We start from the raw sequence: 15,445 nt of genomic DNA on the forward strand, positions 1-15,445 counted from the left end.
GATGCTGTCGCTGATCCCGGTTAGCCGCGCAGGCGCGAGCGCACGATGCGGGGGAACTCCTCTTCGTTCTCTGCGCCGAACTGGGAGGCAGGCGGCGCGCTCGGGGGCGATGACCAGCGGTCGGCGGCGGGCGGCGGCGGCGGTGTGCCGTAGGCCTGCGGCGGAGGAGCCGCAGGACGAGCCGGCTGCTGAGCGCCCTGCGCTGCGCGCTGGGAGGCCGGTGCACCGCCGAACCAGGCGTCGATCAGGTCGATCTCGTCAGCCGACAGGTTGAGCCCCTGCGAGCGGCAGCGCGCGACGACGAAGTTGCGGAAGCGGCTCGCGAACAGGTTGGCGGAGGCGCCCTGCTCGAACCACGGATCAGCCTCGCTTACCACCTCGAGCACGAAGCGCACGTCGTCACGGCGCACCTCGAGCCCCATCTCGCGGGCGCGCTCCATGATGTTGATCAGCGTCTGCTGGCCGGAGAGGTTGTTGGTCGTGATCTCCTCGGCCATCACCTCGAACAGCACGCGATATTCGGGCGGCGAGAGCGGCGGGGCCTGGCAGGCCTCATGGATGCGCGCGATCGACTGCTGGATCTGCGAGGCCTGATCGGCCGAGCGCGTGAGCGGCGCCGTGCCCGTACGCTGGCGGGCAGCGGTATCGGCGGCCGGAGGCGGGGGCGGCGCGCCGTAGGCGGGGATATCCTGGCCACGCGGTGCGGGCATGCCAAGCGGCGCCCGGTCCGGCGGCGGGGCGAAGAACCCCGACTGACCATAAGTCGGCATCGCGGCATCCGGTCGGCTGGCCTGCTGCGGGGGGCGGGCGGGCTCGTCGCGCGGCGGGGCAAAGCGCGGGTCGTCGTAGCGCGGCGCGGGGGCGCGCTCGGCACGCTGCGGCGCGTACTGCGGCTGCGGCTCCGGACGGCTCTCCCGCGTGAAATCCGGGCGGGCCTCCGCGGTGCGGGCCGGAGGCGCGTCGAAGCGCGGCTCGTAGCGGCTCTCCTGCGTTTCGGGCCGGCGCTCGCGCTGTGCCGGGGCCTCGGGACGCGCCTCGATCTCGCGGGCGATCTGGCGCGTCGGCTCGTAGGCGAAGTAGGGCGGCTGGTCCGTGAGGCGGACGTCCTTGGGCAGCGCACGGGCGAGGAGGTCGCGGAAGCTGCCGGCGCCGCCCCAGGCCGATCCCACCGTCTTCTCGTGGCCGAGTGTGCGCACGGCACGGTCGGCCAGTGCCTCGAGCGGCACGGGCTGGCCGGCGGAGCGCACGGTGCCCACCACCTCGGCGACGATGGACTTGCGCATGCCTTCAAGCTCTGCCGCCGTCGGCTCGCGCAGCTCCCCGCCGGACCTCGGCTCGCTCTCGATGCGGCCTTCAAGCAGCAGCGAGATCAGGTCGGCTTCGCGGATCTCGCCGTCGCTGATGGCGGTGTAAGGCTGTGCCGTGTGGTCGTTGGCGAACACCACGGTGCGGCGCGCGTGCGCGCGCAGGCGGTGCAGAACGGGCGTGAAATCGGCGTCGCCCGACAAGAGGATGAACTCGTCGAAGCGCGTCTCGTGGTTCAGGACGTCGCGCACGTCCATCACCATGCGGATGTCGGCCGAGTTCTTGAGCTGGGCTGTCAGCGGGGGGCAGTCGACCACCTCAAAGCCGGCGCGCAGGAAGTGATGGCGCACGAACGGAAACGAGTTCATGTCCGTCGAGTTGTCGCTGGTGTTGCGGCGCGGCACGGGGTTTCCGTAGCAGCGTGTCATCACGATGCGCCGGGGAAGCGTGAAGTTCGAGCCGTTGGTCGGCGTGATGAGGCGCCCGCTCTCGATTTCGCGCAGCCACAGCGCGGCATCCTTGGCGAACCTCTTGGCGGCCTCTTCGTTCTTCCGTTTCAGCGACAGGTAGATGTTGTCGTAGTCGACGAATACCGTACTGAGAACAGCCCCGGTGGACTCCACCTTCATTTTTGCAACCCCCGCTGCGCGCACGCTTTTCTTGAGTGATTCGCACTTTTCACGAGTCGTGTTTGAGCGGCAAGCGTAGGGCGGACCCGGTCCCCAGGAATTGCTCGAAGGTGTGCGAAAACAAGGGGCTTGGCCGGTTCGCCTGCAACAATGAGTGGTGGAAAACTCCGCGGCTGCTGCGGTGTGGCCGCCTTCAGCTCCGAACGTTGCCGGAATCGGGCTCGAAGTCCTGGGGTGCCAGCTCGAAGCCCGCAAACTCGAAACCCGGCGCGACCGTGCAGCCGACGAGGGTCCACGCCCCCAGCGACCACGCCTGCTGCCAATGTCCTTTCTCGACAACGCCTTGCGGACGCTCGCCGTCGAGCACCGCAGGGCCGAGCCGGTGCGTGCTCCGCATGCCGCCGGGCAGGAGCGTGGCCAGCATCAGGGGCGCGCCCGCATACCAGTGCCAGATCTCGACGGCATCCACGCGATGCCAGCGCGAGACCTCGCCGGCCTTGAGCAGGAAGTAGATGGCCGTCGAATGGGCGCGGCCGCCTGCGGGCTCGGCATCGCGGAACGTCTCGCGGAATTGGCCACCCTCGGGGTGCGGCTGAAGGCCCAGCTCGGCGATGATGCGGTCTGCGTCCATGCGTGTGGTCCTTCGATGTGCCGGCGTGCGTGTCGCGCCCCCTCACCCGCGCAGCTTGCGCTGCGCGACCTCTCCCCATCGGGGAGAGGTGTAGTGGGTCCGCGCTCCTTTTTACCTCTCCCCAATGGGGAGAGGTCGACGCGAGGGCGTAAGCCCGAGCGGCGGGTGAGGGGGTGCCACACGGAAAACGCGTCAGAACCGGTTCTTGCGCTCGCGTAGGTTGGCGAAGACCTTCCAGGTCGGTGCAACTGGCAAACCGACATGCGCGCGCACGTCCTCGCGGTCGGCGCGCAGGAACACGTTGGTCTCGAGCTCGAGATCGATGCGTGTCGGCAGTGTCGGCTGCCCCGCGGCGCGGGCCGCCTCGGCTTCGGCAAGGCGCTCGGCGAGCCGCGTGTTCTCGGGCTCGATTGTGACGCCGAACTTGCCGTTGGAGACCGTGTACTCGTGTCCACAGTAGATAGCGGTGTCGGGCGGCAGGCGCGCGAGCTTCTCGAGAGAAGCCCACATCATTTCCGCCGTGCCCTCGAGCACGCGCCCGCAGCCCATGGCGAACAGCGTGTCGCCCACGAACGCCACCTTGGCTTCGGGGATCCAGTACGCAACATGCCCTATGGTGTGTCCCGGTGTGTCGATCACCGCGATCGCGAGGCCGCCGAGCATCAGCGCATCCGGCTCGGCGATGACGAGATCGAGCCCGGGAATGCGCGCCGCTTCGGCCTTCGGGCCGATGATCTTGCACTGCGTTTCGGCCTTGAGCGCGGGAATGCCGGCCGTATGATCGGCGTGATGGTGGGTCGCAAGGATGTGTGTCAGCCGCCAGCCGCGCTCGGCAAGCGCATGGCCGACGGCGTCGGCGTCCGGCGCATCGATCGACAGCGTGACGTTCCGGTCCGGATCGTGGACCAGGACGCCATAGTTGTCCTTGAGGCAGGGGAATTGATGAATTTCAGGTTGGGCCATGTTTGCCTGACCCGCCCGCGTTGGTGCCGAGCAGATCCAGGCGGAGGCTAGCCGCGTGCCCTTGCCATTTCAATGCCGGCCGGGCGAAATGTGGTCCCGAACCCGGATCTCTTGAGGCGCATGCATCTCGATGTCGCAACTCTAAGGGACTTCTACGCGACGCCGCTCGGCCAGATCGCGCGGCGGATTCTCGCGCGCCGCATCCGGTCGCACTGGGGAACGACCGCCGGCGAAACGATCGCAAGCCTCGGCTTTGGCACGCCTTTCATCGGCGCCTATCGCAGCGAGGCTCGGCGGCTCGGCGCCTTCATGCCGGCGAGCCAGGGTGCGCTGATCTGGCCCTCGGCCGCGCCGATCCTATCGACTTTGGTCGAGGAGGATCAGCTTCCGCTGCCCGACAACTCCGTCGATCGTCTTCTGGTCGTTCATTGCCTCGAGGTTGCGGAGCAGGTGACGCCGCTCCTGCGCGAGTTGTGGCGGGTCCTGAAGCCCGAGGGGCGCCTGCTCATCGTTGTTCCCAACCGGCGCGGGCTGTGGGCGCACGTGGACACGACGCCGTTCGGATACGGAAGCCCCTACAGCCGCTCGCAGCTCGACAGTCTTCTCAGCCAGTGCCTGTTCACGCCGCTGACGTTCGGCACCGCTCTGCATCTGCCGCCGCTCGACCGCGGCATGCTCGTGCGCTCCGCCACGGCCTGGGAGCGCGTGGGCGCGCGAGTTTCGCCGGGGCTCGGCGGCGTGCTCATCGTCGAGGCGCGCAAGGAGATGGTGGCGCCGATCAAGGGCACGCCGGCGCGCGCCAAGGCGCTGCGTGTGCTGGTGCCGATCCGTTGATCCGGAGGTAAGGGAGCAATTCTATTGCGACGTGTCTCCGGCCTCCGCCGGAGGCCAGACACGTCTGAGGTCAGGTGCGCCGCTTCAGCTTGAACACCGCCTTCTCGCCGAGAAGGTTCTGCAGCGAGAGCGAGTTCTTGCTGGGACGGCGCTGGCCCTTGCTGTTGAAGGCGACGGCCGCTTCCACCTCGGCGTCGACCAGCGAGACGAGGTCGACGAAGTCCTTGATCGTGCAGAGATGCGCGTCGGCGGTCGCGTACCAGGGCTCCGGCAGATTGGGCGTTACCGGCATGCGGCCGGTCAACAGCAATGCGGCGCGCACGCGCCAGTGCCCGAAGTTCGGAAACGAGACGATGGCGAAGCGGCCGATGCGGAGCAGGTTCTCGAGCACGGTCTTGGGGTCGCGCGTGGCCTGGATGGTCAGCGACAGGACGGCGTAGTCGAAGGCCTGGTCGGGATAGTCGGCAAGGTCGCGGTCGGCGTCGCCCTGGATGACGGAGAGGCCGCTCTTCACGCACATGTTGACCTTCTCGCGCGAGAGCTCGACGCCGCGTCCGTCGACGCCCTTGGTCTCGGCGAGCAGCTTCAGAAGCGCGCCGTCGCCGCAGCCAACGTCGAGCACGCGCGAGCCCGGCGCCACCATCTCCGCACTCAGCAGGTGGTCGGCTCGCTGCTCGCCCGTGAAGGGTACGGCCTTCTGCATCAGGCGAGACCTCTCTTCACCGCCGCCGCCGTGAGGAAGCCGCGCACGGTGGCGTGGAACTCGGGCTCCTCGAGCAGGAAGGCGTCGTGGCCCTTGTCGCTTTCTATCTCGACGAAAGACACGTTGGCGGCGACCGCGTTCAAGGCGTTGACGATGGCCTTGCTGTCGCGCGTCGGATAGAGCCAGTCGCTGGTGAACGACACCACGCAGAACTGCGTCCTGGTGCCGAGGAAGGCGTTGGCGAGCTTGCCGCCGTGGGCGGCTTCGAGGTCGAAGTAGTCCATAGCGCGCGTGATGTAGAGGTAGCTGTTGGCGTCGAAGCGGTCGACGAAGGTCGAGCCCTGGTGGCGCAGGTAGCTCTCGATCTTGAAGTCGGCATCGAACGAGAACGAGCGCGCGGCCCGGTCCTGCAGGTTGCGGCCGAACTTGCCCTGCAGCGCCTTCTCCGACAGGTAGGTGATGTGGGCTGCCATGCGCGCGACCGAGAGGCCGTTCTTGGGAACGACCCCGTGCTCGTAGTAGCTGCCGTTGCGCCAGTCAGGATCGGCCATCACCGCCTGTCGGCCGACCTCGTGGAAGGCGATGTTCTGCGCCGAATGCCAGGGCGCGGCCGCAATGGGAATGGCGGTCGCGACGCGCGTCTTCTGCCGCGCGGTCCACTCGAGCACCTGCATGCCGCCCATGGAGCCGCCGACGACCGAGAACAGTTCGTCGATGCCCAGGTGGTCGATGAGGCGCACCTGCGCGTCCACCATGTCGCCGATGGTGATGACGGGGAAATCGAGGCCGTAGGGCTTACCGGTCCTCGGGTTCAGGGAGGCCGGTCCCGTCGAGCCCATGCAGCCGCCGAGGATGTTCGGGCAGATGACGAAGAAGCGGTCGGTGTCGATCGGCTTGCCGGGGCCGATCAGGCGCTCCCACCAGCCGGGCTTGCCGGTCACGGGATGGACGCTTGCGGCATACTGGTCGCCGGTCAGCGCGTGGCAGATCAGGATCGCGTTCGATTTCGCGGCGTTGAGCGTGCCGTAGGTCTCGTAGGCGATCGAGAGGGGGGCCAGAAGCTGGCCGGACTCGAGCTTGAGGGGCGCATCCTCGGGGAAGACGACGACCGGGCTCGATGGGCTCAGCACCTCGGAGCGGCGCGGCTCGCCTTCGGGCCTGTCCTTCTGATGATCCTGTCCTGCGGACACCGCGGTGGGCGAGCCCATGCAACGTGCTCCCGGCCCGCCTAGCTCTGCGGGCTTTCGACACCGGCCTGATCCGGCCGGCCCACCGATATGTCAGGGTGCGCGACGGCCCATTTAGCGACTTGTTTAACGTGGCTGCAAGCCGGCCGGCCAAATCACCACGAGCGAGAACGCGCCCCTCAATATCGGAGCTTGGCGGCCAGGGTCAAGGGCAGCTCGTCGTTTGCGGTTGCTGGGGGGTGACTGGGACTCCAGCGGGTTAACGGCGTCTCAACATGTCGGCGCGATGCTCGCCGGAACTCGGCTGACGGAATTTTGTTGTTTACCCGTGGACCGGGGGCAAGCCTCCTGAGGCCACAAAAGCCACACCGGGGCGCCGAAAGTGACGCCCCACATCGACATGCCACCCCGATCCGGGTTAGTCTACGCCCATGAAAAATCTTGATCTCTTGAAAATCGTGGTGACCTCGGCCCTGCTCGCGCTGCCCATGGTGCCGGCCCCGGCCTTTGCTCAGTCCGGAGCCAAGGAAAAGCCGTTGCGCGGCGTCGTGCGTCCGGCCCCGCGCCGGGGTGGGTATTCGTACAAATACCTGCAGGGCACGGACACGCGGAAGTTCACCGATCCGACCATCACCAGCCAGACCCGGTCCGGGCCGTTCGACAGCGGCTTCTTCTTCTCGACGCCGAACGCGCCTCACGGCGGCGACAGCCCCTACATGCAGTAGGATGGCGCGGGGCCGCTACGCCGGCTCTGCCGCTTACGTCGTTCCATCGATGGAAAAGTAGACGCTCGCGGAGCCGGTCCAGTTGCCGCCCGCGGGCGATTTTATGGTCGCCGAGAAGACCATGTACCCTTCAAGATAATTGAAGTTGGCCCAAAGCTCCGGCAACGGTCGGAATTTGAAGGCCACGGTCTGGCAGTCGTTCTCGAACCTCACGTACTGCAGGATCTGCTGATAGGTCGCCTCGACCTCGCAGGCGTAGCTCTGCGACGGCGCTCCGAGCGCATACTCGACCGCTATCTCTCCCTCCAGCGGGCTCGGCTGGCTCTTGACGAACTTGAACGATTTCGGCGAGGGCGAGAGGCCCTGGACGCCGAGCTCCGTGGGTGCGCCGGTGGCAAACGACAGCAGTCGCGCAACGCTGTCCCTGGCGAAATACGCCACGATGAAGCCAAGCGCTGCGCCGAGCAGGAGGAAAAGGACATCGCGGGCGATGGAGCGCGTGCCAGTGGGGGCTGGCTCCCTCGGCGTGACCTGAGGATCCGCCTGCAGGCCATTTCCGTTGGGGCCGGCTTGGCCGCTCCAGGCCGGGCCAGGCCCCCTGGCGAAGCGCGCGCCGTGCTCGGACAGAACGTGGGAGGCCGCCTCGTCGAACGCAGCCAGCGCCGCCATGCGTGCGTGCTCGTCATATACGGGATTGGAGACGATGCGTTGCCAAAGCGCGTTCCGCTCCGAATGGATCAGGTGCTCCACTTGCGCCTGACCGGATGCGGACGACTGCAGAACCCTATCCCTGAGGTAGTCGTAGTACGTCGTCATCCCCTCGCGCCATCGGTGGTTTGAGCCCGACCTTACCGCCGCCGGCGAAGACATTGGCGGGGCAAGCAGACGCAGGGAATGCGACGGAATTTTGCGCAGGCGGCAAGCCCCTCCTGCGGCGCGAGGTCCACGGTGGCCGGTGGCTGCCGCAGCCGCGTGCCGTTCCCGCGCTGCGGGAGGACCTCGCCCAAAGAAAACCGCCGAATATCCTAGGCGGCAAAATCCTTTGCAGGATTGATATTTGTTATTGGCATGTTTCACCGTTAAAAGCCGATTGCTTTGCGCCCATTTATCGCACGCACTAATAATTCATTGTTCTGCTTCGGCAGCATTTTGAAAATCAGAGAAAGCATTCTGGAGTAAATTCATGAAATTGGCTTGCATTGCACTCGCGTCGGCCCTGGCATTGGCGATGGCTGTTCCAGCCGAGGCGTCCGGTCGCGGCGGCAAGGGGTTCGGTGGCCACGGCGGCCACGGTCACGGTCAGGCCCACGGCGGGCACGGATCGTCGAATCACGGTGGACACGGCACCGGTTCGAAGGTCGGCATCGGTGCCGGCGCGGCCGTCGGTGCCAAGCTCAACGTGCTCAACATCGTCAAGCTCGGGGCCGGCGTCGGTCTCGGCCTCGGTATCGGCGGTCGTTAAGACGCCGCGTTCGGGAAAGCTTCTGGCGTTCGATCTGGCGGGACCGGATCGGGCGCCTTTCTCATTGGGTCGCGAGATAGGTGAGGCCGAGGGACGCGGCCAGCTCGTCGGTGCGGATACGCGCGAAGGAGCTTTGATAGTCCATGTAGCTCACGCGTCCGGTGAGCGAGATGTTGTCGAAAAGGGGCATCTCTCCGTCGAGGGCGAACTCGAATTTCCGATCATCGCGGACGAGCCCGATCATGTTGAGCCCGTCGTACTCCCGCTGCGTCTCGGAGGCCGATAACGTGAACGTCCCGCTCTTGAGCGTCAGTGCAAGACCCGCAACGGCCGCCGCTTCGTAGGCCGAGCTTGCGATCAGGAAATCGGTCTCCTCGAACCCTCGCCGCGAAATCGCGAATGCCCTTACGTGCTCGGAAAGCGTGATGTGCCCCTCGAGCGCGTAGCCTTGGCTCCACGCATCGCGGAACAGAGGCTCCCGATAGTTGCGGCGGAACGGCATGTAGACGGCGCGCAGTGTGCCGACCTCGCCGGTGTAGGCAAGGCCAACGGCGGGATAGACCGATACGCTGTCGCGCCTGAGGCCGAAATCGTCGTGGCGGGCGAGATAGCGCTTGGTGTCGAGGCCGGCGCCTACCTGCAGCTCGACGTGCTCGGTTAGCGTCAGGCGCAGGCCGGCTTCGGCGCGCGACGATATGCGGTCGCGGTCGTCCTGATTTCCGAACGGCGGCAGCTTGTCGCCTACGTCGCCGTAGTCGAGCAGGGCCATGTCCGCCTTGAGGTACGGCGCGACGTTGGCGCTGGTCCATGCGTGTTGGAGCGCGAAGCTCGTCTCCGTCAGACGCTCCTCGACATCGCGTGCGGAGGCGGCGGTAAAAGCCAGGATGGTTTGCTGCCCGCCCCAGTCCCTGGTCAGGGAGGCTGCGGCGCGCCCCGACCACTCGTCGGCCTCGCTGAAGTCTTTGTAACGCTGATCCGAGAGGCTGATGCCGAGGTCCAGGCGTCCCGCGGGCGTCGTTGCCACGTGTGCATAGCCGAGCCTCCGCTCGACGAACGCGCTTGGCTTCTCTTCGAGCGTCGGGCCGGCATTGTTCGTGACGCCGATGCCGCTGCTGACCAGGATGGCTGTCGATGCGCCATCATTTTCCGCGATGCGTTCCTTGAGCGGAGGCGTGGACCGGGGCAGATTGCTGCCGCCGATCTTGTCGGCGTAGGCATTCGCGCTCCATGCCAAAAGGGCCAGGGATGCGCCTGCGAAAACCGGGTGAAACCGCGTTTTAAAACCGTTCAATTGCGCCGCCATGAATATCTATTCGATATAGAATAGAGAAGTGCATTTGAATTCAATCATGGGTTGAGCATTGAGTGTTTGCTACTAAAAGTTGGTAAAGTTTCGGGCGTACGCCTGCGCAGAGGTGGCTCCGGCGGTCATGGGCGATCGCCCGTACAGGCTAAGCTAAGCGCCCGGCCCTCTTAACCTTTGCTCTTTTCCGATGCCCTCGGTATCACGGGGCCTCGCCGCGCTGCCCCCGCTTCCCGTCATCCTGCTTCTGGAAGACCTCCGATGTCCGCTCCCGCTCCGAAACCCCGTGCCGGTGTGCTCGACATCGATGCCTACGTCCCGGGCGAGTCGCAGGTGCCGGGCGGCGTGAAGCCGATCAAGCTCTCCTCGAACGAGACGCCGCTGGGGCCGAGTCCCAAGGCGGTGGCCGCCTTCACCGCGGCCGGCGCAGCCCTCGAGCGCTACCCCGATGGCCAGGCCACCGCGCTGCGCCAGGCCATCGCGCGCCGCTTCGGGCTCAATCCCGACCGTATCGTGTGCGGGGCCGGGTCTGACGAGCTGATCAGCCTCTTGGCTCATGCCTATCTCGGTCCCGGCGACGAGGGCTTGTTCACGGAGCACGGCTTCCTGCTCTACCGCATCGTGGTGCTGGCGGCCGGGGCGACGCCCGTCGTCGCGCCCGAGACCAACCTCAAGGCCGACGTGGACGCCATCCTGGCGCGCGTGACGGCGCGCACGAAGGTCGTCTTCCTCGCCAATCCGAACAACCCGACCGGCACCTATCTCTCGATCGACGAGGTGCGCCGGCTGCGCGCCGGTCTGCCGGCCGACGTGTTGCTCGTGCTCGATGCGGCTTACGCCGAGTATGTGCGCCGGAACGACTACGAGGCGGGGCTGGAGTTGGTCGCGACCAGCGAGAATACCGTGATGACGCGCACGTTCTCGAAGATCTTCGGGCTCGCAGGGCTGCGCATCGGCTGGGCCTACTGTCCGGCCGCCGTCGCCGATGCGCTGAACCGCATCCGCGGTCCGTTCAACCTCGGGGCGCCGTCGATTGCCGCCGGGGCCGCCGCCATGGACGACTGGGCGCATATCGAGGCGGCCGTGCGCCACAACGACGAATGGCTGCCCTGGCTCACGGCCGAGATCGAGAGGCTCGGTCTCAAGGTGACGCCGAGCGTCGCCAACTTCATCCTCGTGCATTTCCCGACAGAGCCAGGACGGGATGCGGCTGCGTGCGATGCCTTCCTCAAAGGACGCGGCATCATCCTGCGCCGCGTTATGGGCTACGGTCTGCCGGGCGCGCTTCGGCTCACCATCGGCACCGGGGCCGAGAACCGCGCGGTCGTGGATGCGCTCGCCGCCTTTGTCGGAGCGCGCGCATGAGCGGCCCGCAGAGCAAACCACAGAACCAGCCCATGTTCGACCGCATCGCGCTGATCGGCATCGGGCTCATCGGCTCGTCGATCAGCCATGCTGCGCGGCGCGCGGGGCTCGCGGGCGAGATCGTCGGCTCGGCGCGCACGCCGGCAACGGTCGAGACGGCGGTGCGCCTGGGGCTCATCGAGCAGGGCTTCGTCTCCGCTGCCGAGGCGGCCGAGGGCGCCGATCTCGTCATCCTTTGCACGCCGGTCGGGCTCTGTGGCCCCATCGCCAAGGACATCTCGCGCAGCCTCAGGCCCGGGGCGATCCTGACCGACGTCGGCTCCGTCAAGGCGTCGATCGTGCGCGACGTTGCCCCCCACGTGCCGCAGGGCGTCCACTTCGTTCCAGGGCATCCGATCGCCGGCACCGAGCAGTCCGGCCCCGAGTCCGGCTTCGCCGAGCTGTTCGACGGGCGCTGGTGCATCCTGACGCCGGAGCCGCACACGGACGGAAAGGCCGTCGAAAAGCTCAGCGCGTTCTGGGAGGCGCTCGGCTCGAGGGTCGAAGTGATGACGCCCGAGCACCACGACCTCGTGCTCGCCATCACCAGCCATGTGCCCCACCTCATCGCCTACAACATCGTCAATACGGCGGCTCACCTCGAGCGCGTGACGGACAGCGAGGTGATCAAGTTCTCGGCCGGCGGCTTCCGAGATTTCACGCGCATCGCCGCCTCCGATCCCACGATGTGGCGCGACGTCTTTCTCAACAACAGGGAAGCCGTGCTCGACATGCTCGGCCGCTTCACCGAGGATCTCGCCATGTTGCAGCGGGCGATCCGTTTCGGCGACGGCGATACGCTGCACCGGCTCTTTACGGAAGCGCGCGCGATCCGGCGCGGCATCATCCAGGCCGGCCAGGATACGGCGGCGCCGGATTTCGGCCGCGTTCCGGCGCGGGGCGCGACTGCGGCGGCGCCGGCCGACAAGAAGGGCTGAGCGAGGAGGCGGCGCGGCATGCCGGTCGAGCCGACCGAGACCTGGATCTTCGGCTACGGGTCGCTGATGTGGAACCCGGGCTTTGCCTTTGCCGAGGCGCGGCGCGCGCGCCTCACCGGCTATCATCGCGCCTTCTGCATCTACTCGATCCACTATCGCGGCACGGTGCGGCAGCCCGGCTTGGTGCTCGGTCTCGACCGCGGCGGCGTGTGTGAGGGCATCGCGTTTCGCATCGCGCCCGAGCAGGGTGCGGCGGTTCTGGACTATGTGCGCCGCCGCGAGCTCATCTATGGCGTCTATCGCGAGGCGCTGGTGCCGGTGGACCTTCATCCGACGTCCGCGCCCCCTTACCCGGAATCGATCGATAAATCGCTCGCCGGTGATGGGGGCCGCACGGCGTGGGCCGTCGCCTATATCGCCGAGCGGGCGCACCCGGCCTATGCTGGCTGCCTTCCGCTCGTGCGCGAGGCGCAGCTCATTCGCCGCTCGGCCGGCTTCGGCGGCACCAACCTCGACTATCTTTTCAGCACGCTGCGGCATCTTACGGAGCTCGGTATCCGCGAGCCGCGGCTGGACCGGCTCGTCACGCTGACGGGTGCGCTGGCGGCCAGCAGGAGCGCGGCCAACGGCAACGGTGGTTCGGCGACGGTGGCGCTGACGCGTGCCTGGGCGGCACGGACGGTGACGACGCCACGCACCGTGCGCGACAACCGGTTCGGCTTTCGCGCCAAGCTCGGCTGATCCTTGCCAAGGCGCGGCGCTTCGCGCAGACTGGCGCCCGTGGGATGGGAATGGAGTCTCCCGACAACCGCCGCAAGGCTGATGGCTCCTACCAGGCGCTTTCGCGCGGGTAGGAGCTTGTCCGGCTTCCCGCGTGAAAGCCGAGGCAAGGTCAGAAGCGGAGGCTCAGATGAAGTTGGCCCTGATCGTGTTCATTGGCGCGGGCATTGGCGGGGTAATGCGCCACTTCATGAACATCGGCATCACCGCGCTCGCGGGCAGCTCGTTCCCCTACGGCATCCTGGCGATCAACGTTGTCGGCTCGACGATCATGGGGTTCGTGGCCGGATGGTTCGCGTTCCGCGGCGAGTTGCTGCCTGAGCTGCGGCTGTTCCTCGCCACCGGCATCCTCGGTGGCTTCACCACGTTTTCGGCCTTCTCGCTTGATACGGCGCTGCTGATGGAGCGCGGCGAGATGCTGTCGGCTGCGGCGTACGTGGTGGGCAGCGTCGTGCTCTCGGTGCTCGGGCTGTTTCTCGGGCTTTGGGCCATGCGTGCCGCCCTCGGCTGAGGGTGCAAAAGAAAATCGCGCCGACTCAGATGAGCGGCGCGATCGGGAATGGGAAGCTCGGGGTAACTCAGTGGCGCGTGGCGGCGATGCGCTCGTCCTCGACGCGGTCGATGCCGCCGGCGCGCAGGTCGAGTTCTACGACGCGGCGCTCGTGAGCCGACGGGGCAAGCAGATGAACGTGGACCTCGTTGGCGCCGAGGCGCGCGCCGCGATGGCGGAGCTCGGCGAGGTTCAGCGAGCCCGCGTTGTGCTTCAGGTGGCCGATGGCGAGCACCGAGCGGTGGCCCGACGCGTCGCGGCGCACGAGCAGGAAGTTCGCAGCCGGAACCTCGGGGCACTCGAAAAGGTCGTAGACCGTGTGGACGTAGCGCTGGCCGGAGGCGCCGCTCCAGAAATGGAAGCGGTCCCGGTCGTTTAGCTCGGACGTGCTGTCCAGGGTGGCCAACTGGGGCTGCGGCGCTGCCCGGCGGGCTCTGGCCTCTGCGAGTTGAATGACACGCGCTCCCATAACCGAAATTCCTTTGCCGTTTACGCGGCTCTCGACGCTACTGAACTTACCCCTGAGATTGCTCAGCGTTTTCAGCTTAAATATGGCCCGATCTCAGTCATTTTTGGGCAATTCGGACGTGCGGCAACCTTACCGCTACGTGCTGCCGACGCGCTGTTCCGCGCGGAACCCTCCCGACGAGTCATGGACTTAGCCGCTCGTTGTCCAAGCCGCGGGCCATGCTGCGGGCTTCGGTGGCGCGGGGTGTTTTGGGGCGGTTGCCACGGATCCGTCACGTTCGCGCCGGGCCATGCTCAGTCACAGCGCGAGAAGCCACAGGCGCGGCAGGTCCAGCAGCCCTCCTCCTTCACGAACGCCTGTGCGGCGCAGCGCGGGCAACTGCGGCCGGGTGCGCGATGACGGGTGTGTGCATCGGGGCCGGCGCCGCGGCCGGGATGCTCCTGGCCTTCCTCGCCAAGGGCGGCGGCAGCGACCGGTGTTGCCAAGGGCAGCTCGGCGAGCTCGTTGCGATCGGTGAGGAAGCCGATCCGGCGCATGTGCGTCTCGATCACCTCGCCGATGGCGGCGAGCAGGCTCGGCACGTAGCGGCCGCCCATCCAGCGTCCACCCTGGGGATCGAACACGGCCTTGAGCTCCTCGGCGACGAAGGCCACGTCGCCGCCGCGGCGGAACACGGCGCTGATCATGCGCGTCAGCGCCACCGTCCAGGCGTAGTGCTCGAGGTTGCGCGTGTTGATGAAGATCTCGAACGGGCGCCGCCTCTTTGTGGGCAAGCCTCCGGCGTGACCATTCGATTCAATGTCGTTGATGGTGACGTAGATGGCGTGGTCGCTCTCGGGCCATTTGAGCTTGTAGGTGTAGCCGGCGAGCACGGGGTCGCGGTCGAGCGGCTTCGCCATGTAGACGACATCGCCCTGGCGCGGCGCCGACGCTTCGATGGACGCTACTACCACTTCGCCGCGGCGCGGCTTCGCGTCCTCGGGCGCGGTGGCGGGCGACGGCGCGGCGATGGCTTCCGCCGTGTCGTCCGTTGTCTCCGCGGGCGACGCCTCGATCGCCGACAGGACCGCGCCCGTCACCGGGTTCGGGCGATAGACGGTGCAGCCCTTGAGGCCGAGATCGAAGGCGTCGAGATAGATCGACTGGAACGCCTCGAAGGTGATGTCCTCCGGACAGTTGATGGTCTTCGAGATCGAGCTGTCGACATGGCGCTGCAGCGCCGCCTGCATCACGAGGTGCTCGTGGGGGGTGAGATCCGCCGTCGAGACGAAGGCCGGCGTCAGCGGCGTCTCGGGGCCGAAGGCGCGCCGGAAGCGCGCGTGCGCCAGGTCCTCGACCTCCTCGGTGTGGGCCGATCCGTCCTTGCCGAGCACGCGCCGGGTGTAGTGGAAGTCGAACACCGGCTCGACGCCCGAGGAGACGTTGCCGGCGAACAGCGAGATGGTACCGGTCGGTGCGATCGAGGTGAGGCAGCCGTTGCGGATGCCGTGGCGGCGGATGGCCGCCGTCACGTCGGCCGGCAGGCGCGCCACGTTGGGTGCGGCCAGGAAGCGCTCGGCGTC

General features: G+C 67.2%; 15 protein-coding genes, 1 pseudogene and 2 riboswitches. Of the genes and pseudogenes, 7 read left to right on the top strand and 9 right to left on the bottom strand.

Annotated features, from left to right (window positions below; all coding sequences use genetic code 11):
* Positions 1–20: 20 nt before the first annotated feature.
* From IT540_RS14225 to gloB, 3 genes are all read right to left on the bottom strand, one after another.
* Complete coding sequence (locus IT540_RS14225) at positions 21–1,934, bottom strand: NYN domain-containing protein (protein WP_291179157.1); 1,914 nt, start codon at positions 1,932–1,934, stop codon at positions 21–23.
* A 193-nt stretch (positions 1,935–2,127) separates the two neighbouring features.
* Positions 2,128–2,565 (bottom strand): cupin domain-containing protein, encoded by a 438-nt coding sequence (locus IT540_RS14230; RefSeq protein WP_291179160.1) that lies wholly within the window; start codon positions 2,563–2,565, stop codon positions 2,128–2,130.
* A gap of 192 nt (positions 2,566–2,757) precedes the next feature.
* On the bottom strand, positions 2,758–3,528 hold the full coding sequence (gloB, locus tag IT540_RS14235; RefSeq protein ID WP_291179163.1) for a hydroxyacylglutathione hydrolase: 771 nt from the start codon (positions 3,526–3,528) through the stop codon (positions 2,758–2,760).
* A 120-nt stretch (positions 3,529–3,648) separates the two neighbouring features.
* On the opposite strand from gloB, the gene IT540_RS14240 reads away from it, so the two are divergent.
* Positions 3,649–4,362: a class I SAM-dependent methyltransferase gene (locus IT540_RS14240; protein WP_291179166.1), complete on the top strand. Its 714-nt coding sequence runs from the start codon at positions 3,649–3,651 to the stop codon at positions 4,360–4,362.
* 70 nt (positions 4,363–4,432) lie between these two features.
* Here IT540_RS14240 and metW read toward each other — a convergent pair whose 3' ends face one another.
* Together metW and IT540_RS14250 are read right to left on the bottom strand one after the other, a co-directional pair.
* Positions 4,433–5,065 (bottom strand): methionine biosynthesis protein MetW, encoded by a 633-nt coding sequence (gene metW, locus IT540_RS14245; protein WP_291179169.1) that lies wholly within the window; start codon positions 5,063–5,065, stop codon positions 4,433–4,435.
* Complete coding sequence (locus IT540_RS14250; protein WP_291179172.1) at positions 5,065–6,273, bottom strand: homoserine O-acetyltransferase; 1,209 nt, start codon at positions 6,271–6,273, stop codon at positions 5,065–5,067. The genes metW and IT540_RS14250 overlap by 1 nt, the downstream gene beginning before the upstream one ends.
* A 72-nt stretch (positions 6,274–6,345) precedes the next feature.
* Positions 6,346–6,424: riboswitch (SAM riboswitch) on the bottom strand.
* A 259-nt stretch (positions 6,425–6,683) separates the two neighbouring features.
* Between IT540_RS14250 and IT540_RS14255 the strand changes: the two genes are divergently transcribed.
* Positions 6,684–6,977, top strand: a complete 294-nt coding sequence (locus IT540_RS14255) for a hypothetical protein (protein WP_291179175.1) — start codon at positions 6,684–6,686, stop codon at positions 6,975–6,977.
* Between the two features lie 33 nt (positions 6,978–7,010).
* On the opposite strand, the gene IT540_RS14260 is transcribed toward IT540_RS14255, so the two are convergent.
* Positions 7,011–7,793 carry a hypothetical protein gene (locus IT540_RS14260; RefSeq protein ID WP_291179178.1) on the bottom strand — a complete coding sequence of 261 codons (783 nt, stop codon included), beginning with the start codon at positions 7,791–7,793 and terminating at the stop codon, positions 7,011–7,013.
* Positions 7,794–8,160: 367 nt separating this feature from the next.
* On the opposite strand from IT540_RS14260, the gene IT540_RS14265 reads away from it, so the two are divergent.
* A complete protein-coding gene (locus tag IT540_RS14265; RefSeq protein ID WP_291179181.1) occupies positions 8,161–8,439 on the top strand; it encodes a hypothetical protein in 279 nt (92 codons plus the stop codon).
* 61 nt (positions 8,440–8,500) lie between these two features.
* Here IT540_RS14265 and IT540_RS14270 read toward each other — a convergent pair whose 3' ends face one another.
* Positions 8,501–9,673 carry an outer membrane beta-barrel protein gene (locus IT540_RS14270; protein WP_291179184.1) on the bottom strand — a complete coding sequence of 391 codons (1,173 nt, stop codon included), beginning with the start codon at positions 9,671–9,673 and terminating at the stop codon, positions 8,501–8,503.
* 330 nt (positions 9,674–10,003) lie between these two features.
* On the opposite strand from IT540_RS14270, the gene hisC reads away from it, so the two are divergent.
* The 4 genes from hisC to crcB all read left to right on the top strand — a co-directional run bounded on the left by hisC (position 10,004) and on the right by crcB (position 13,375).
* On the top strand, positions 10,004–11,107 hold the full coding sequence (hisC, locus tag IT540_RS14275) for a histidinol-phosphate transaminase (RefSeq protein WP_291179188.1): 1,104 nt from the start codon (positions 10,004–10,006) through the stop codon (positions 11,105–11,107).
* Entirely contained in the window at positions 11,104–12,084 is a 981-nt protein-coding gene (locus IT540_RS14280) for a prephenate/arogenate dehydrogenase family protein (protein WP_291179191.1), read from the top strand. Before hisC ends, IT540_RS14280 begins: the two co-directional genes overlap by 4 nt.
* Positions 12,085–12,102: 18 nt before the next feature.
* The gene (locus tag IT540_RS14285) at positions 12,103–12,825 is read left to right on the top strand and encodes a gamma-glutamylcyclotransferase (protein WP_291179194.1); all 723 of its coding nucleotides are present in this window, start codon (positions 12,103–12,105) and stop codon (positions 12,823–12,825) included.
* 37 nt (positions 12,826–12,862) lie between these two features.
* Positions 12,863–12,923, top strand: a riboswitch (Fluoride riboswitch).
* A 71-nt stretch (positions 12,924–12,994) separates the two neighbouring features.
* Positions 12,995–13,375 (top strand): fluoride efflux transporter CrcB, encoded by a 381-nt coding sequence (gene crcB, locus IT540_RS14290; RefSeq protein WP_291179197.1) that lies wholly within the window; start codon positions 12,995–12,997, stop codon positions 13,373–13,375.
* Between the two features lie 67 nt (positions 13,376–13,442).
* On the opposite strand, the gene IT540_RS14295 is transcribed toward crcB, so the two are convergent.
* Together IT540_RS14295 and IT540_RS14300 are read right to left on the bottom strand one after the other, a co-directional pair.
* On the bottom strand, positions 13,443–13,883 hold the full coding sequence (locus IT540_RS14295; protein ID WP_291179200.1) for a hypothetical protein: 441 nt from the start codon (positions 13,881–13,883) through the stop codon (positions 13,443–13,445).
* Between the two features lie 293 nt (positions 13,884–14,176).
* A pseudogene (locus tag IT540_RS14300) lies at positions 14,177–15,445 on the bottom strand (ribonucleoside-diphosphate reductase, adenosylcobalamin-dependent); the annotation flags it as partial.

Source organism: Hyphomicrobium sp. (genome assembly GCF_020852195.1).
GTDB lineage: Bacteria > Pseudomonadota > Alphaproteobacteria > Rhizobiales > Hyphomicrobiaceae > Hyphomicrobium_C.